We start from the raw sequence: 17,022 nt of genomic DNA on the forward strand, positions 1-17,022 counted from the left end.
CGACACGCTGAACCGCCGCCCAAGCCCGAGCGGCGCCCGGCGACCGCGCTCCTGGGCGCTTTGTCAACACTACCGCCGAGCGGTCAAACAGGGTATCCTGTGCCCTTGAGCAGTTCGCAACGACACCATGGCATCTCCGATCAATCCCGGCTTGTTAATCCTGCACGGCAACCACATGGAGTTGCTGCGCAGCGCCGTGTTCGACTGGATGCGCCAGCACCCCCTCGGGCCGCTCGAGGAAGAGATCATCCTGGTGCAATCGAACGGCGTGGCCGAGTGGCTCAAGATCGCCCTGGCCGAGGAGCTGGGCGTGTGCGCGGCCACCCGCGTGGCCCTGCCGGCGCGCTTCATGTGGGACGCCTACCGCGGCATGCTGGGACGCGAGCGCGTCCCGACCCGCTCGCCCTTCGACCGCGATCCGCTCACCTGGCGCCTGATGCGCCTGCTGCCCGGCCTGCTGCACGAACCCGGCTACGAGCCGCTGGCGCGCTTCCTGGCCGACGGCGACGCCGAGCGCCGCCTGCAGCTGGCCGAGCGCCTGGCCGACCTGTACGACCAGTACCAGGTCTACCGCGCCGACTGGCTGATCGACTGGGCCGCCGGCCGTGACCAGTTGCGCCGCGCCGTCGGCGACCCGCTGCCGCTCGGTCCGGACCAGCGCTGGCAGGCCTGCCTGTGGCGCGCGGTCCACGCCAGCGTGCCGCCGGAGCAGCGCTTTTCCGGCCGCGCCACCATCCACCAGCAATTCCTGGCCGCCAATCTCGAAGGCCGCGAGCCGGTCTCGCGCCTGCCGCGCCGCGTGATCCTGTTCGGCATGTCGACCCTGCCTTACCAGACCCTGCAGGGCATCGCCGCGCTTTCGCTGCACACCCAGGTGCTGGTGGCGGTGCCGAATCCCTGCCGCTTCTACTGGGGCGACATCATCGAGGGACGCGAGCTGCTGCGCGCCGCGCGCCGCCGCCAGCCCCTGCGCGCCGGCGCCGACCTGGGTCAAGTGCCGATCGAGGAACTGCACGCCCACAGCCACCCGCTGCTGGCGAGCTGGGGGCGCCAGGGACGCGACTTCGTGCGCATGCTCGACGAATTCGACAGCGGCGAGGGGGCCAACTACGGCAATCTGCGCGTCGACCTGTTCCCGGAAGACGAAGGCGAGACCCTGCTGGCCCAGGCCCAGGCCGCGGTGCGCGACCTGCTGCCCCTGTCCGAGCACCCGGGGACGCCGCCTCCGCCGCAAGACCGCTCCATCGAATTCCACATCACCCACAGCGTCCAGCGCGAAGTCGAGGTGCTGCACGACCAGCTGCTGTCCTGGTTCGCCCAGGACCCCAACCTGCGTCCGCGCGACGTGGTGGTGATGGTGCCCGACATCGACGTGTTCTCGGCCGCCATCCACGCGGTGTTCGACCAGCACCGGCGCAGCGACCCGCGCCACATTCCCTTCGAGATCGGCGACGTGCGCGACCGCAGCGTCAACCCGCTGCTGGTGGCGGTCGAATGGCTGCTGCGCCTGCCCCAGCAGCGCTGCCGCCAGAGCGAGGTACGCGACCTGCTCGACGTGCCGGCGGTGGCGCGCCGCTTCGGCCTGCAGGAGGAAGACCTGCCCATCCTCGGCCGCTGGATCGAGGGCGCCGGGGTGCGCTGGGGCCTGGACCGCGACCACCGCGACGGCCTGGGCCTGGGCTCGGCGGGCGAGCAGAACGCCTGGATCTTCGGCGTGCGGCGCATGCTGCTCGGCTACGCCAGCGGCCCCGGACGCAGCTTCGGCGAGATCGAACCCTATGCCGAGGTGGGCGGGCTGGACGCCGCCCTGGCGGGCTCGCTCGCCCAGCTGGTGGAAAGCCTGCTCGAATGGCGCGCGCTGCTGGCCACGGCGCGCAGCCCGCGCGCCTGGGGCGAGGCGGCGCGCGGCCTGCTGGCCGCCTTCTTCAGCGCCCAGGACGAGAGCGAGCGCCTGACCCTGGCCCAGTTGAACGAAGCCCTGCAATGCTGGCTCGAGACCACCGATTCGGCCGGCTTCGAGGAGCCGGTCTCGCTGGCGGTGCTGCGCGAAGCGTGGCTGGCCCAGCTCGACCAGCCGACCCTGAACCACCAGTTCGTCTCGGGCGGCGTGACTTTCTGCACCCTGATGCCGATGCGCGCCGTGCCTTTCCGCGTGGTCTGCCTGCTGGGCATGAACGACGGCGACTTCCCGCGCCGCGCGCAGCAGGCCGACTTCGACCTGCTCGCGCTGCCCGGCATGGCGCGCCCGGGCGACCGCTCGCGCCGCGACGACGACCGCTACCTGATGCTGGAGGCCCTGCTGGCCGCGCGCGACAAGCTTTACGTCAGCTGGGTGGGGCGCAACGTGCGCGACAACAGCGAGCAGCCGGCCTCGGTGCTGGTGTCCCAATTGCGCGACTACCTGGTCAACGGCTGGAAGCTCGACCTGTCCGAGCGCACCACCGAGCACGCGCTGCAGCCCTTCAGCCGCCGCTACTTCGAGCGCGGCGGGCTGCTCACCTATGCGGGCGAATGGCGCTCGGCCCACGGCGGCGACGAAGGTGGCGAAGCGGGCGCGGGTGGCGCCAATACGGATTCACTGCCGGCCTTCGAGCTCGAGCCGGGCTTCGTGCTGCGCCTGGGCGAGCTGGCCAACTTCCTGCGCCAGCCGGCGCGCTACTTCTTCCGCCGCCGCCTGGGCGTGAGCTTCACCGAGTCCGCCGTGGTCGGCGAGGACGAGGAACCCTTCGCCCTCGACGCGCTGGAGCGCTTCTTCATCGAGGACCACCTGCTGGACGACAGCGGCCCGGCCGAGCGCCTCGACGAGGTGCGCGCCGTGCTCAGCGCGCGCGCCGAGCGCCTGGCGCGCGAGGGCGTGCTGCCGATCGGCCTGCTGGGCCGCCAGTGGCAGGAAGAGCTGGTGCGCGGCCTGGTCCCGGTGCGCAGCAGCTGGCTGCGCCTGGGCCAGCGCTTCCCCCAGGCCGCGCCCAAGCTGGCGGTGAGCCTGGTGTTCGACGACGGCCTGGTGCTGGAAGACTGGATCGACCGCCTGCGCAGCGACGGCGAGCGCAGCGCCTGGCTGGTGCAGATCTCGTCCAAGGTGCTGGACAAGGCCGGCAAGCCGCGCGGCGACAAGCTGATCGGGCCCTGGCTGCGCCAGCTGGCCAGCGCCGCCTGCGGCACGCCGGTGGCCGGCTACCTGGTGGCGCGCGACGCCATCGTCGAGATGGCCCCGCTGGACGCCGGCGCCGCCCAGGAGACCCTGCGCGAACTGGCGCGCCTGTGGCGCGACAACCTCGACCACCCGCTGGCGGTGGCCTGCAAGACCGCGCTGGCCTACCTGGCCGAGGGCGACGCGCGCGCGACCTACGACGGCGGCTTCGAGCAGGCCGGCGAAGTGCAGGAGCCCTGCCTGGCGCGGCTGTGGCCGGACTTCGAGAGCCTGAGCGCCGCCGGTGACTGGCCGCAGGTGGCGCTCAAGCTCTACGGCCCGCTTGCGCACTGGCTGGACGGGCAGGTCACGGTCACGGCCCTCGCTCCGGAGGAAGCATGAGCGCGCTGCTCGATCCGCTCTCCTTCCCGCTGCATGGCTCGCGCCTGATCGAGGCCTCGGCCGGCACCGGCAAGACCTGGACCATCGCCGCGCTCTACCTGCGCCTGGTGCTCGGCCATGGCGGCGAGGACGGCTTCGCGCGGCCCTTGCTGCCGTCCGAGATCCTGGTGATGACCTTCACCCGCGCAGCCACGCGCGAGCTGTCGAACCGCGTGCGCGAGCGCCTGGTGCAGGCGGCCGCCTTCTTCCGGGGCGAGCTGGACCTGATCGACCCCTATCTGCGCGACCTACTCGACGCCTATCCGGAAGGCCCGGCGCGCAGCGCCGCCGCCCACCGCCTGATGCTGGCCGCCGAGACCATGGACGAGGCGGCGATCTTCACCATCGACGCCTGGTGCCAGCGCATGCTGCGCGAGCACGCCTTCGACAGCGGCAGCCTGTTCGACGAGGAGCTGGTCACCGACGAGCGCGCGCTGTTCGAGGACGCCGCCCACGACTACTGGCGCCAGCACGTCTACCCGCTCGGCGCGGAGGCGCTGGCGGCGGTGCTGGACTGCTGGAGCGGCGTCGAGGCCCTGAAGAGCGGGGTGCGCGAACTGGTGCAGCGCACCGCGCTGCTGGGCGAGGTCGAGGCCGAGCCCCTGGGCGCGATGGTCGGGCGCCTGCTGGGCGCGCGCCGCGCCCAGCTGGCCCTGCTCAAGACCGGCTGGTACGCCCGCGCCGACGAGATGGAGCGTTGGATCGCCGGCCACCGCGAAAAGAATCCGAAGTGCTTCAACGGCAACAAGATGCGCGCCGAGTCGCTGCCGAAGTGGTTCGACGCCCTGCGCGCCTGGGCCGCCGACCCCGACCTGCATGCGCCTGACCTGCCCGACACCGCCTGGAAGCGCTTGACCACCACCGGCATACGCGACGCCTTCGGCAAGGGCTTCGAGACCGAGGTGCCGGTCTGCTTCGACTGCACCGAGCAGCTGCGCGAAGACCTGGGCCTGATCGATCCGCTCGCGCATGCGCTGCTGCGCCACGCGGCGGCCCACATCGCCGGCCGCATGCGCGAACTGAAGCGCCGCAACCGCCAGTTCGGCTTCGCCGACATGCTCGAGCGCCTCAAGGACTGCCTGGAAGGCGAGAACGGCGAGGCGCTGCGCCGCCGCATCGTCGAGCAGTTCCCGGTGGCGATGGTCGACGAATTCCAGGACACCTCGCCCGACCAGTACCGCATCTTTGACCTGCTGTACCGGGTGGCCGCCAACGAGCCGCAGCAGGGCCTGTTCCTGATCGGCGACCCCAAGCAGTCGATCTACGGCTTCCGCGGCGCCGACATCCACAGCTACCTGGCGGCGCGCCGCGCCACCGAGGGCCGCCACTACATGCTGGGCACGAACTACCGTTCCACCACCCGGCTGGTGGATGCGGTGAACCAGCTGTTCCGCCACGCCGAAGGGCACGAGGGCAATCCGGGCTACCCGGCCGGCGCCTTCCGCTTCCGCCGCGGCGAAACCAACCCGCTGCCTTTCGAGCCGGTCGAGGCCAAGGGCCACCGCGAGCGCCTGGTGGGGCTGGGCGCGGACCACGCCCTGAACGTGGCCTGCTACGACCTCGAGGACATGAAGGCCGAGGACTACCGCGACTACTTCGCCCACCACTGCGCCGAGCACATCGTCGGCCTGCTCAACGACGAGCGGGTCGGCTTCGCGGACGGCGAGCGCTTCCGGCGCCTGATGCCGGCCGATATCGCGATCCTGGTGCGCGACCGGCGCGAAGCCGCCGCCATCCGCCGCGCGCTGGTGCGGCGCATGGTGGCCAGCGTCTACCTGTCCGACAAGGACTCGGTGGTCGAGAGCGAGGAGGCGGGCGACGTGCTGCGCTGGCTGTACGCGGTCGCCAATCCGCTCGACGGCGCCCTGGCGCGCGCCGCCTTCGCCACCCGCACGGCGGACCTGCCGCTGTCCGAGCTGGCGCGCTTCTCGCACGACGAACTGGCCTGGGAGACGCGGGTCGAGCAGCTCAAGGCCCTGCACGCCTGCTGGCAGCGCCAGGGCGTGCTGGCCATGCTGCGCCGCTTCATCCACGAGCTCGGGCTGCCGGCGCGCCTGCTGCGCGCGCCGGGCGGCGAGCGGCGCCTGACCAACCTGCTGCACCTGGCCGAGCTGCTGCAGGAAGCCAGCACCCAGCTGGAAGGCGAGCAGGCCCTGATCCGCTGGTTCGCCGAGCAGATCGAAGGCCTGGGCGAGGGCGGTGACGAGCGCGTGCTGCGCCTGGAGAGCGACGCCGAGCTGGTCAAGGTGGTCACGGTGCACAAGTCCAAGGGCCTCGAATACCCGCTGGTCTACCTGCCGTTCGCGGTCACCGCGCGCCCGGTGGACAAGACCAACCGCGCCTTCTTCGAATACGTGGGCGAGGACGGCGAACGGCGCCTCGACCTGGCCCTGAGCCAGGAGGCCCAGGCGGCGGTCGACCGCGCCCGCCTGGAAGAAGACCTGCGCCTGTTCTACGTGGCGCTCACGCGCGCCCGCCACTACCTGTGGCTGGGCGCGGCCGTGGTCCTCCATCGCGGCAAGAACCGCCTGCACGAATCGGCTTTCGGCTACCTGCTGGGCGGGGGCGAGCCGATTCCGGTGGAGAGCCTGCGCGACCGCCTCGAACAGTTGCGCGGCGGGCTCGATTGCATCGTCGTGCACGACCTGGAAGCGGCCGAGCGCCCGACCGCCTTCGCGCGCGAGGACGAGCGCCCCGACCTGCTGGCGCCGCCACGCTACGAGGCGAGCTTCGAGCGCGACTGGGCGATCGGTTCCTTCACCTCGCTCACCCGCCATGCGATCGCGCCGCCGACCCCGATGCGGGCCCAGGACCAGACCCTGATGGAAGAAGACCCGCAACTGGCCAGCCCGCCGCGCATCGAGGACGCGCCCTGGCACCGCTTCCCGCGCGGCTCGGTGCCGGGCAACTTCATGCACGAGCAGCTCGAATGGCTGGCCGGGGAGGGCTTCGGCTGCCTCGACGATCCCGCCTGCGAGGCGCGCCTGGCCCAGCGCATCGAGCGCGCCGGCTGGGGCCACCGCCTGGACGACGCCCTGGCCTGGCTGCGCGCGGTGCTCGCCACCCCGCTGCCGCCGCTGGGCGCGGCCCTGGCTGACCTGGACGCGGTGGTGCCCGAGATGGAGTTCTGGTTCCCCAGCGAGCGCCTGGCCCTGCCGCAGCTCGACCGCCTGTGCCGCGCCCACCTGTTCCAAGGGGCCGAGCGGCCTGTCCTGCCGGAGCGCGCCCTGCACGGCATGCTCAAGGGCTTCGCCGACCTGGTGTTCGAGCACCAGGGGCGCTACTGGGTGCTGGACTACAAGTCGAACGCGCTGGGCCCCGGCGACGCCGCCTACACCCAGGCCGCGATGCAGGCCGGGATGCTGGAGCACCGCTACGACATCCAGGGCACGATCTACATGCTGGCCCTGCACCGTCTGCTGCGCGCGCGCCTGGGCGCCGCCTACGAACCGCGGCGCCAGCTCGGCGGCGCCGTGTTCCTGTTCCTGCGCGGGATCGCCAACCCGGCCACGCGTGGCTGCTGCCTGCTGGCGCCGGACCTGGAACTGCTTGGCGGCCTGGAACGCCTGCTCGACAAGGATGGCCATGGCCAGGACTGAACCCGACATCCAGGCCCTGTGGGCCGAGATCGCGCGCCTGACCGAGGCCGGCGAGCTGCGCCGCCTGTCCGGCGCCTTCGCCCGCTTCGTCGCCTCGCTCGATGCGCCGGCCGCGCCGCCGCCGGCGCTGGTGCTGGCCGCCACCGTGCTGTCCGAGCTCGAAGGGCATGGTCACAGCTGCCTGCAGCTGGCCGACCTGGCCGAGGGCCCGGCCACCCTGCTGGGCTGGAGCGAGGAGCAGTGGAAGACGCTGGCGACGGCCGCAGCGCCCCTTCCCAGGAGCGCCAAGGCCTGGGCCGCGCAGCTGGGCGCCTGCGCCCAGGTCTGGCAGGTGGGCGAATTCGACTACGACGAGCCGCTGGTGCTGGACGGCGAGCGCCTCTACCTGCGCCGCTACTGGCGCGACGAACTGCTGGTGGCGCAGTCGGTGCGCGAGCGCGCCGTGGCCCGCCGTGCGGTCGACGCGCCGGCCGTGCGCGAATGGCTGGACCTGCTGTTCGCCTCGCAGCGCGCGGCCGAGAAGCCGGACTGGCAGAAGCTGGCCTGCGCGATCGCGCTGCGCGGCGCGGTCGGGATCATCACCGGCGGCCCCGGCACCGGCAAGACCTATACCGTGGCGCGCCTGCTGGCGCTGCTGTTCGCGACCGCGCCCCAGGCCGGCAGCCAGCGCGTCGCCCTGGCCGCGCCCACGGGCAAGGCGGCGGCGCGCCTCAAGCAGTCGATCGACAAGGCCCTGAACGAGCTGGCGGAGCGGGTCGGCGCGCGCCTGCCGCTGCGCGAACTGACCGCCCGCATGGGCGCGGCGCGCACCCTGCACAGCCTGCTGGGCGCGCGCCCCGACAGCCGCAGCTTCGCCCACCATCGCGGCAATCCGCTCGAGGTCGACGTCCTGATCGTCGACGAGGCTTCGATGGTGCACCTGGAAATGATGGCCTGCCTGCTGGACGCGCTGCCGCCGTCCGCGACCCTGATCCTGCTGGGCGATAAGGACCAGCTGGCCTCGGTGGAGGCGGGCGCGGTGCTGGGCGACCTGTGCCACGACGCCCAGGCCGGCCTGTACGCGCCCGAGACCCTGGACTACGTGCGCGCGGCCAGCGGCGAGGACATTCCGCCCGACTACGCCGGCGCGGGCGGCCCGCTGGCCCAGCAGACCGTGATGCTGCGCCACAGCCGCCGCTTCGGCGGCCCGATCGGGCGCCTGGCCCTGGCCGTGAACGCCGGCGACGCCGCCGGCGCCGACGCCGTGCTGCGCGAGGGCGATGCCAGCGTGCGCTGGATCGACCAGGCCCAGCCCCAGCAGCTGCTGCAGCTGGCGCAATCGGGCTATGGCGCCTACCTGGAGCTGCTCCAGGCCGGACCCCAGGGCGTGCACGACGACTGGGTGCGCCAGGTGCTGCAGCGCTTCGAGGCCTTCCGCATCCTGTGCGCGGTGCGCGAGGGCGAGTGGGGCGTGAGCGGCCTGAACGAGGCCATCGGCCAGCGCCTGGAAGCGGCACGCCTGCTGCGCCGCGGCGGTGAATGGTATGTCGGGCGGCCGGTCATGGTGACCCGCAACGACTACGGCACAGGCGTGTTCAACGGCGACATCGGCCTGACTTTGCCTGACCCGGCGCGCCCCGGTTCGCTGCGCGTCTACTTCCTCGAAGGCGACACGGTGCGCAGCGTGCTGGCCACCCGCCTGCGCAACGTCGAGACGGCGTTCGCGATGACGGTGCACAAGTCGCAGGGCTCGGAATTCCGCCACACCGTGCTGGCCCTGCCGCGCGAGCGCAGCGCCATCCTCACGCGCGAGCTGGTCTACACCGGCATCACCCGCGCCAGCGAGATCTTCACCCTCGTCACGCCGGCCGGCGAGGTGCTGCATGACGCCATCGCGCGCCGCACCCACCGGGCCAGCGGGTTGCGCGCCATGATCGCGCGCTAGTCACGCTTGCGCACCGCGGCGGCGATCTGTTCGCGCAGCCAGCGATGGGCCGGGTCGCGGTGCACGCGCTCCGGCCACAGCATCAGCATCTCGAAGCCCGGCACCGCGATCGGCGGCTCGACCGCCTTCAATCCGTGGCCGTGGGCCAGCAGCCGCTCGGGCAGCAGGGCCACCATGTCGGTGCTGGCCAGCACCTCCAGCAGGAACAGGAAGTGGGGCACCGAGAGCGCCACCTTGCGCTTCAAGCCCAGGCCGGCCAGCACCTCGTCGGCCGGTCCGTGGAAGCCGCCGCCCTCGGGCGACACGATCGCGTGTTCGAGTTGCCGGAAGCGCTCCAGGCTGGGCCGGCGGCGCAGGGCGGGGTGGCCGGCGCGCCCCGCCAGGACGTAGCGCTCGTGCAGCAGGCTGCGGCTGCGCATGCCCTGGGCGGCGTTCTCGGCGTTGCGCAGGGCCAGGTCGACCTTGCCGCGCTCGGCTTCCTTCGCGATCTCGGCCGGGGGCAGGTTCAGGACCGCCAGCCGCGTGCCCGGCGCCGCGGCGCGCAGCGCGGCCAGGGCCGGCAGCAGGATGGCGGTCTCGCCATAGTCGAAGGCGGCTACATGCCAGGTGTGGGTGGCCGTGGCCGGGTCGAAGGGGGCGTCGGGCGCGATGGCGCGGCCCAGCGCTTCGAGGGCCAGCCTGAGCGGTTCGCGCAGGGCGTCGGCGCGCGCCGTGGGGCGCATGCCGCGCGGGCCGGGCAGCAGCAGCGGATCGTCGAAGGCTTCGCGCAGCCTGGCCAGCTGCACGCTCACCGAGGGCTGGGACAAATGCAGGCGCTCGGCGGCGCGCGTGACGTTGTGCTCGGCCAGCAGGGCGTCCAGGGTCAGCAGCAGGTTCAGGTCGAGGCGGGACAGCGGATTCGAGGCATTAAGCATGGCAATAGCTGGTGTATTGATAATTCATTTCTACTATACCTCGCCGGCCGCTACGATGGGCTCATCTCATCCACAAGGAGTCCTGCCATGCACGTCCTGATCGTCTATGCCCATCCCGAACGCCGCTCCCTGAACGGCGCGCTCAATGATTTCATGGTCCAGCACCTGCGCCGCGCCGGGCATGTGGTGGAGGTGTCCGACCTCTACGCGATGGGCTGGAAGCCCGCCCTGGACGGCGCCGACCGGCTGGACCGCGATCCGCAGGCGCGCTTCGACCCCGCGCTCGACTCGCGCGCGGCCTACCAGGGCGGCACCCAGAGTGCCGACATCGCGCTCGAACAGGACAAGCTGCGCCGGGCCGATGCGCTGATCCTGCAGTTCCCGCTGTGGTGGTTCTCGATGCCGGCGATCCTCAAGGGCTGGGTCGAGCGCGTGTTCGCGAACGGTTTCGGCTACGGTGTCGGCGAGCACTCGGACCAGCGCTGGGGCGACCGCTACGGGGAAGGGAATTTGGCCGGCAAGCGGGCCATGCTGGTGGTGACCGCGGGCGGCTGGGAGTCGCATTACGGCCCGCGCGGCATCAACGGCCCGATCGAGGACCTGCTGTTTCCGATCCAGCACGGGGTCCTGTTCTACCCTGGCTTCGAGGTGATGCCGCCGCACGTCGTCTACCGGACCAGCCGCATGGACGCGGACAAGTTCGCGGCCACGACCGAGGCCCTGGGCCGCCGGCTGGATACCCTGTGGAGCGCCGGGCCGCTGCCCTTCCGGCGCCAGAATGGCGGGGATTACGCCATCCCTGCGCTGACCCTGCGCGAGGAGATCGCTCCGGGAGAACGGGGCTACGCCGTTCACCTTGCTCGCGGCGCCTGATCCCGCCCCGCCCATTGGCAGCCACAAAAAAAAGACCCCGCCGAAGCGGGGTCGATGCGTTTCCAGATCAGTTGCGGCGCTTGCGGCTCGTCTTGACCTTGGCGCTGGTGCGCTTCTTGACGACCTTGACCTTGCTGCTGGGCGCCGCCTTGGTGCGCAGGCGCTTGGCGCTGGCCTTGATGCGCGGACCGTCGGTCGAGGCCTTGAAGCGCGGCGCACGGTTGGTGGCCCTGGCCACGCGAGTCACCGGCTCGTCGCCCGAGATGAAGCGGCGGATGTTCAGCGCGTCCATGATGCGCGCCGACGAGGCGCTGGCGTTGAGCAGCACCATGGTGGCGTTCTTGCCCGCGTGCTTGATGTTCATGATCAGGCAGCGGCCCGCCTCGCGGGTGTAGCCGGTCTTCGACAGGCCGATGTCCCAGCCCTTGGCGCCCACCAGGCGGTTGGTGTTGCGGTATTCGACTTCGCGGCCATTGATGTTGATGAGATCCCTGGACTCGGTGGTCATGGCGGTGATCTCGGGGTACTTGCTGGACGCCACGGCCATCTTGACCAGGTCGCCCGCGGTCGAGCGGTTGTGCGGCGACAGGCCGGTCGGCTCCTCGATCACGGTCTGGCTCATGCCCAGGGCGGCGGTCTTGCGGCGCACGGCGGCCTTGAAGCCCTCCGGGCCGCCCGGGAAGGTGCGGGCGAGGGCGGCGGCGGCGCGGTTGTCGGACGACATCAGGGCCAGGGCGAGCACGTCGCGGCGCGTGATGTGGGCGCCGACCGGCACCCGCGAGCTGCTGTGCTTGACGCGGTCGACGTCGCTGGAATCGATCTCGATCAGCTCGTCCATGTTCTGGCGGGCGTCGAGCACGACCATCGCGGTCATCAGCTTGGTCAGGGAAGCGATGGGCACCACTGCATCGGCATTTTTCTCGAGCAGTACCTTGCCGGTATCGTCTTCGACCACGAGCACCGATTGCGAGCCGAGCGGCACTGCGATCGCGGCAGCCGACATCGACATCAATACAGTGGCAAACAGTTTTTTCAACATGTTGGGTATGGAATCCGGGTTGGGTTGACGTCAGGGCGCCAGGACGGCGCGCAATCAACATCTGTCTGTAGGGCAACTACAAGTTGGAAGATAGCATCGTTTTCCGCAGCATGTCTATGGCGTACAAGCAAAATCCCCTATGGAAAGGGGATTTTTACGGAAATTTTCGCATTCCAGCCTCAAGTCTTGTCGGGAGGACTACAGGGAGCTCATCCGTATACAGGGCGAGGTGGCGGCAGCAAAACGACAAGCCCCGCACGCGGCGGGGCCTGGAACAGGGCGACGAAACGCTTACTTGCTCGAGTAGATCTTGTCGAACTCGCCGCCGTCGTCGAAGTGGCGGTCCTGGGCCTTCTGCCAGCCGCCGAACAGTTCGTCCACGGTGAACAGGCTGATCGGACGATAGTTCGCGGCGTATTTCTTCATCACCGCGTCGTTACGCACGCGCAGGTAGTGCTTGGCGCCGATCTCCTGGCCTTGCGGCGAGTACAGGAAGTTCAGGTAGGCGGTGGCCTGCTTGCGCTGGTTGCGGCGGTCGACCACCTTGTCGACCACGGCCACCGGCGACTCGGCCAGGATCGAGACCGAGGGGTAGACCACTTCGAAGTTGTCGCCGAACTCGGCGCGCACCATGCTCACCTCGTTCTCGAAGGTCACCAGCACGTCGCCGATCTGGCGCTGGGTGAAGGTGGTGGTGGCGGCGCGTCCGCCGGCGTCCAGGATGGGGACGTTCTTGAAGATGCGGCTCACCAGGTCGCGCGCCTGCTGCTCGTTGCCGCCCTTCTTGATCACCGAGCCCCAGGCCGCGAGGTAGGTGTAGCGGCCGTTGCCGGCGGTCTTGGGATTGGGGATGATCACCTGCACGCCGGGGCGGGCCAGGTCTTCCCAGTTGCGGATCTGCTTCGGATTGCCCTTGCGCACCAGGTAGACCATGGTCGAGTAATAGGGCGCGGCGTTGTTCGGGAACTTCTTGGCCCAATCCTTCGCCACCAGGCCGCGCTCGGCCAGCATGTCGATGTCATTGGCCTGGTTCATGGTCACCACCGAGGCTTCCAGGCCGTCGGCCACCGCGCGCGCCTGCTTGCTGGAGCCGCCGTGCGACTGCTTGATGGTCACGGTTTCGCCGGTCTGCTGCTTGTAGGCCGCGATGAAGGCCGGATTCACTTCCTTGTAGAGCTCGCGCGCCACGTCATACGACACGTTGAGCAGCTCGGTGTCGGCGGCGCTGGCGCCGAAGGGCAGGGCGGCGCCGAGGGCGACGGCCAGGGCCAGGAAGGAACGGCGCAAGGTATGCGGAGTGGTGGTCATGTATTCTCGCTTGAAATAGTTAATGCACAGGATACATCTTCCTCATTTTTATCCGGGAACGGAACAATAGATTTCTCATAAAGATATACGTGGTTCGCCATTGTGCGCTGCGAAAGCAGAGCCTCTCACTTTCGGTGTATAGTCGAGGCCACGCGACGCGCCGGCGGCGCTCGTTTGTGTCCGTTTTCAATATCAATGATTGATGTCCACTCGAATTGAAATCCGCAAGGCAGTCCCTGCCGACGCGCCTGCCGCCTGCTCCCTGCTGCGCCGTTCCATCGAGGAATGCCGCCAGGACGACCACGGGAACTGCCCCCAGGTCCTGGGTTCCTGGCTCGGCAACAAGACCCCGTCCACCGTGTCCGCCTGGTTTTCCACGCCCAGCAATTTCGCCCTGGTCGCCGAGAGCGAGGGGCAGCTGGTCGGGATGGCCCTGCTGACCCAGGCCGGCAAGGTCGCCCTCTGCTACGTGCTGCCCGAAGCGCTGCGCTGTGGCGTCGGCCGCGCCCTGCTGGGCGCGCTCGAGGACCAGGCGCGCGCCTGGAGCATCGGCAAGCTCTATCTGCACAGCCCGGCGGGCGCCAGCAGCTTCTTCGAGCGCCATGGCTACCTGAACGCCGGTAAGGAAAAGTCCTGCTTCGGCCTCGAATGCGACCTGCTCTGGAAACGCATGGACGGCGCCTGCGAGGCCGAGGCCGGGGGCGCGCGCAAGCGTTTTTGCAACTGCAGCGGCTAAGCACCTTCATTGCGCTGTTGCGCGCCTCTTCCTTGCGCTATAGTACGCGTCTCGCAAAGTTGAGTTCCTTATGGTTTCACGTAGAGATTTCCTTCAGCAGGGCGCCAGCTTGTGCGCCCTGGGCGCCGTCGGCGCTCCCCTGGTCGCCAGCGCGCAAACCACCGACCTGAGTCCGCCGCCCGACCTGTTCGACGCGCAGCTGCTCGACATCGACTTCTGGCTCAAGCCGCGCACCCTGTCCCTGGTGCGCCCGGCCAGCGGCGAGCGCGCCAATGTCCTGTACTGGAAGGACGGCGAAGTGATCGATTCCGCCTACCAGGAGCTGTGCCACATCCTGCGCGACGTCAATGGCCGCGAAACCGCGCCGATCGATCCCAAGCTGCTCGAAATGCTGTGGGGCACCCAGGCCTTCATCGCCCGCTATGGCATGAACCAGCCGCTCGAGATCCTGTCCGGCTACCGCACGGAAGCCTCGAACAAGCGCCTGATCGAGGAAGGCATTCCGGCCGCCCGCAAGTCCCTGCACATGCTGGGCAAGGCGGCCGACATCCGGATCGGCAGCCTGAGCGAGGAAGTGCTGGGCGGCCTGATCCGCAGCTTCCGCCAGGGCGGGGTCGGCTACTACTACCGCAACGGCCCCAAGGGCGGCTGGATCCACGCCGACACGGGCCTGCAGCGGACCTGGAAGGGTTAAGCCATCCTTAACGACCCGTGCGAGCGGCTTGGAGCGCTTGCTATAGTATAGGTTGTCATGGCCGGGGCGGGCATGCCCCGGCTGATCATGTCTTTTTTTTAAGGAGGCTGAGATGGCAACGATGAACGCACCCACCATGGACCGCAGGGTCACCGGCGAACGCCGTGTATCCACGCGCCTGCATCAACGCTCCGCCATGTCCGCGCTGGACTACCTGGCGATGGCGCTCCTGATCATCGGTGGCCTCAACTGGGGCATGGTCGGCCTGTTCGACGTCGACATGGTCGCGACCCTGTTCGGTCCGGGCAGCGCCCTGACCCGGGTGGTGTATGTCCTGGTCGGCGTGGCCGCCCTGTACTCGGTCTACACCACCGCCAAGATGGCCGGCAGCAAGCGCTCCCGATAGCGCGATGCGGGTCGGGCTGATTTCCGACACGCATGGCTTGCTGCGCCCGCAGGCGCTCGCCGCCCTGCGGGGCAGCGGGCACCTGATCCACGCCGGCGACATCACCGGCCCCGAGATCCTCGCGCCGCTGCGCGCGCTGGCGCCCCTCACCGTCGTGCGCGGCAACAACGACCGCGGCGCCTGGGCCCAGGACCTGCCCGCGACCGCGCGCCTGGAGCTGGACGGCGTCGCCATCCTCGTCATCCACGACCTCAAGGAGCTCGACCTCGATCCGGCCGCGCAGGGCCTGCGCGTGGTGGTGTACGGGCATTCGCATAAGCCGTCCTGCGTGGAACGCGGCGGCGTGCTGTTCGTGAACCCGGGCAGCGCCGGTCCGCGCCGCTTTTCGCTGCCGGTCTCGGTCGGCGAACTCAGGATCGAGCAGGGCCGGGTCCAGGCGCGGATAGTCACCCTCGACCTGGGCTAGGCGGTTAGAATAGCGGCCACGATCAAGATTGCCGCAGCTGATGAGCACCCCTCCCGACGCCACTCCCCGTTTCAAACCCCGCCCCTGGACTCCCCTCGAGACGCCGCAGGACGTCGAACTCTGGATCGACGAGCACAACCGCGCCATGCAGGAACTGATCCGGCCGCAGGAAACCGGGGTCGGCATCTGCTTCACCCTGGGCGAGGGCGGCAATGTCTATATGCAGACCACGGCCGACGCCGTTGTCCTCGACGTCGAGCCGGAGGCGGCCTGGATCGCGCCGCTGATCTCGGCCGCCACCGGGGCCGAGTCGCCGCGCGGCCAGATCTGGGTGCTGACCGACGACAAGCTGGTCCAGCTCATCCTCGGCCTGTCGATCCTGGTCGAGAGCACCACCCTGGTGACGGGCCACCACTTCGGGTCGCAGGGCCGGCGCAGCTGGTAAGCCGGCCGGCCTTCCCACCTCAATAGGGCTTGCCCGACACGTCCAGGCGGATCTGCCACAGCGCCGCAGCGCCGGTAATGTAAAGCGTCTTGCCGTCCAGGCCGCCGAAGGCGGCATTGGTGACGTTGGCGTCGACCCGGATCGTGGCCAGTTCCTTCCCCTTGGGCGAGAACACGCGCACGCGCTTGGCGCCGTGCTCGGTGACGTAGAGGTTGCCGTGGCAATCGACCGTCATGCCGTCGCCGCCCTCGATGCCCTTGACCAGGTCGCGGCCGGCCTGCGGCTGGCCCTTGACGATGGGGTAGGCGCGCAAGGCGCCGTCACTGGCATTCACGTACAGCACGTCGCCCTTCGGCGACAGCGCGATCCCGTTCGGATTGGGGCGCGAGCCGTCCACCAGGCTCACCTTGCCGTCCGTGCCGACGCGGTAGATGCCGGTCACCGGCTGGCCGCCGGGCGCGGCCGCCTTTTGCCAGTCGGGGTCGGTGAAGTAGATGCTGCCGTCGGCGGCGATGGCGATGTCGTTCGGCGAGTTGAACACATTGCCTTCGTAGCGCTCGGCCAGCGCGCTGCGCGCCCCGCTGGCGAGCTCGTAGCGCGACAAGGCCTTGTGATTATGCGTCGCGGCCACCAGGCCGCCCTTGGCGTCGACCGCCAGGCCGTTGCTGCCGCTGTCCTCGATCGCGGTGCTGACGCTGCCGTCCAGGGCCAGCTTACGCACGCGCGAGGGGAAGCCCTTGGAAAAGGCGAAGTCGGAGAAGTAGAGCGCGTCCTTGATCCAGACCGGTCCCTCGTACAAGCCGGGTTCGCTGCGCGAGGGGGTGACGGCGGCCACCCGCTCGGCGCTCAGCTCGCCCGAGGGCGGCTTGCCGCAGGAGGCGGCCTGGGCGGCGCCGGCGGCGGCCAGCAAAGCCAGCAGGCTCAGCGAAACCTGGCGGGCAGGGGTGGAAAGGGCGGGCAGAAATCGGCTCATCGGGGGTCTCCGTGGTGTAGTGGCGGGCAGCACGCGCGCGTCGTTTGATAACGCTACCATTTGTCTGGAAACGA

13 protein-coding genes are annotated in these 17,022 nt (G+C 69.9%); 9 read left to right on the forward strand and 4 right to left on the reverse strand.

Going from position 1 to position 17,022, the window contains the following annotated elements:
* Positions 1–127: 127 nt before the first annotated feature.
* Genes recC through recD form a run of 3 tightly spaced genes read left to right on the forward strand, consistent with a single transcriptional unit; the run spans position 128 to position 9,094 of the window.
* Positions 128–3,532 carry an exodeoxyribonuclease V subunit gamma gene (gene recC, locus B0920_RS03555; RefSeq protein ID WP_078031189.1) on the forward strand — a complete coding sequence of 1,135 codons (3,405 nt, stop codon included), beginning with the start codon at positions 128–130 and terminating at the stop codon, positions 3,530–3,532.
* Complete coding sequence (recB, locus tag B0920_RS03560; protein ID WP_078031190.1) at positions 3,529–7,170, forward strand: exodeoxyribonuclease V subunit beta; 3,642 nt, start codon at positions 3,529–3,531, stop codon at positions 7,168–7,170. The genes recC and recB overlap by 4 nt, the downstream gene beginning before the upstream one ends.
* The gene (recD, locus tag B0920_RS03565) at positions 7,157–9,094 is read left to right on the forward strand and encodes an exodeoxyribonuclease V subunit alpha (protein ID WP_078033271.1); all 1,938 of its coding nucleotides are present in this window, start codon (positions 7,157–7,159) and stop codon (positions 9,092–9,094) included. The genes recB and recD overlap by 14 nt, the downstream gene beginning before the upstream one ends.
* Here the strand turns inward: recD and B0920_RS03570 are convergent.
* Complete coding sequence (locus B0920_RS03570; RefSeq protein WP_078031191.1) at positions 9,091–10,008, reverse strand: LysR family transcriptional regulator; 918 nt, start codon at positions 10,006–10,008, stop codon at positions 9,091–9,093. The two genes, recD and B0920_RS03570, sit on opposite strands and share 4 nt — an antisense overlap.
* Before the next feature lie 87 nt (positions 10,009–10,095).
* Between B0920_RS03570 and B0920_RS03575 the strand changes: the two genes are divergently transcribed.
* Positions 10,096–10,881, forward strand: a complete 786-nt coding sequence (locus tag B0920_RS03575; protein ID WP_078031192.1) for an NAD(P)H-dependent oxidoreductase — start codon at positions 10,096–10,098, stop codon at positions 10,879–10,881.
* Between the two features lie 67 nt (positions 10,882–10,948).
* On the opposite strand, the gene B0920_RS03580 is transcribed toward B0920_RS03575, so the two are convergent.
* Positions 10,949–11,920: a serine hydrolase gene (locus B0920_RS03580; RefSeq protein WP_078031193.1), complete on the reverse strand. Its 972-nt coding sequence runs from the start codon at positions 11,918–11,920 to the stop codon at positions 10,949–10,951.
* 291 nt (positions 11,921–12,211) lie between these two features.
* Positions 12,212–13,228, reverse strand: coding sequence for a sulfate ABC transporter substrate-binding protein (locus B0920_RS03585; RefSeq protein WP_078031194.1), 1,017 nt, complete (start codon positions 13,226–13,228; stop codon positions 12,212–12,214).
* 202 nt (positions 13,229–13,430) lie between these two features.
* Between B0920_RS03585 and B0920_RS03590 the strand changes: the two genes are divergently transcribed.
* The 5 genes from B0920_RS03590 to B0920_RS03610 all read left to right on the forward strand — a co-directional run bounded on the left by B0920_RS03590 (position 13,431) and on the right by B0920_RS03610 (position 15,975).
* Positions 13,431–13,964: a GNAT family N-acetyltransferase gene (locus B0920_RS03590; protein ID WP_078031195.1), complete on the forward strand. Its 534-nt coding sequence runs from the start codon at positions 13,431–13,433 to the stop codon at positions 13,962–13,964.
* Positions 13,965–14,034: 70 nt separating this feature from the next.
* Positions 14,035–14,658 carry a DUF882 domain-containing protein gene (locus B0920_RS03595; protein WP_078031196.1) on the forward strand — a complete coding sequence of 208 codons (624 nt, stop codon included), beginning with the start codon at positions 14,035–14,037 and terminating at the stop codon, positions 14,656–14,658.
* A gap of 112 nt (positions 14,659–14,770) precedes the next feature.
* Positions 14,771–15,064: a DUF378 domain-containing protein gene (locus B0920_RS03600; RefSeq protein ID WP_218669334.1), complete on the forward strand. Its 294-nt coding sequence runs from the start codon at positions 14,771–14,773 to the stop codon at positions 15,062–15,064.
* Between the two features lie 4 nt (positions 15,065–15,068).
* Complete coding sequence (locus B0920_RS03605) at positions 15,069–15,530, forward strand: metallophosphoesterase family protein (RefSeq protein WP_078031198.1); 462 nt, start codon at positions 15,069–15,071, stop codon at positions 15,528–15,530.
* A 40-nt stretch (positions 15,531–15,570) separates the two neighbouring features.
* Positions 15,571–15,975: a hypothetical protein gene (locus B0920_RS03610; protein WP_078033272.1), complete on the forward strand. Its 405-nt coding sequence runs from the start codon at positions 15,571–15,573 to the stop codon at positions 15,973–15,975.
* Positions 15,976–15,994: 19 nt separating this feature from the next.
* Here the strand turns inward: B0920_RS03610 and B0920_RS03615 are convergent, their stop codons facing one another.
* The gene (locus B0920_RS03615) at positions 15,995–16,948 is read right to left on the reverse strand and encodes an SMP-30/gluconolactonase/LRE family protein (RefSeq protein ID WP_078031199.1); all 954 of its coding nucleotides are present in this window, start codon (positions 16,946–16,948) and stop codon (positions 15,995–15,997) included.
* Between the last annotated feature and the right edge of the window lie 74 nt (positions 16,949–17,022).

Origin of the sequence: Massilia sp. KIM, from assembly GCF_002007115.1 — a bacterium.
In the GTDB taxonomy this organism is placed as follows: Bacteria; Pseudomonadota; Gammaproteobacteria; order Burkholderiales; family Burkholderiaceae_D; genus Telluria.

Excerpts from the sequence above, each read along its gene's own strand:
- recC (WP_078031189.1), top strand. The coding sequence starts at position 128 with ATGGCATCTCCGATCAATCCCGGCTTGTTAATCCTGCACGGCAACCAC.
- recB (WP_078031190.1), top strand. The coding sequence starts at position 3,529 with ATGAGCGCGCTGCTCGATCCGCTCTCCTTCCCGCTGCATGGCTCGCGC.
- recD (WP_078033271.1), top strand. The coding sequence starts at position 7,157 with ATGGCCAGGACTGAACCCGACATCCAGGCCCTGTGGGCCGAGATCGCG.
- B0920_RS03570 (WP_078031191.1), bottom strand. The coding sequence starts at position 10,008 with ATGCTTAATGCCTCGAATCCGCTGTCCCGCCTCGACCTGAACCTGCTG.
- B0920_RS03575 (WP_078031192.1), top strand. The coding sequence starts at position 10,096 with ATGCACGTCCTGATCGTCTATGCCCATCCCGAACGCCGCTCCCTGAAC.
- B0920_RS03580 (WP_078031193.1), bottom strand. The coding sequence starts at position 11,920 with ATGTTGAAAAAACTGTTTGCCACTGTATTGATGTCGATGTCGGCTGCC.
- B0920_RS03585 (WP_078031194.1), bottom strand. The coding sequence starts at position 13,228 with ATGACCACCACTCCGCATACCTTGCGCCGTTCCTTCCTGGCCCTGGCC.
- B0920_RS03590 (WP_078031195.1), top strand. The coding sequence starts at position 13,431 with ATGTCCACTCGAATTGAAATCCGCAAGGCAGTCCCTGCCGACGCGCCT.
- B0920_RS03595 (WP_078031196.1), top strand. The coding sequence starts at position 14,035 with ATGGTTTCACGTAGAGATTTCCTTCAGCAGGGCGCCAGCTTGTGCGCC.
- B0920_RS03600 (WP_218669334.1), top strand. The coding sequence starts at position 14,771 with ATGGCAACGATGAACGCACCCACCATGGACCGCAGGGTCACCGGCGAA.
- B0920_RS03605 (WP_078031198.1), top strand. The coding sequence starts at position 15,069 with ATGCGGGTCGGGCTGATTTCCGACACGCATGGCTTGCTGCGCCCGCAG.
- B0920_RS03610 (WP_078033272.1), top strand. The coding sequence starts at position 15,571 with ATGAGCACCCCTCCCGACGCCACTCCCCGTTTCAAACCCCGCCCCTGG.
- B0920_RS03615 (WP_078031199.1), bottom strand. The coding sequence starts at position 16,948 with ATGAGCCGATTTCTGCCCGCCCTTTCCACCCCTGCCCGCCAGGTTTCG.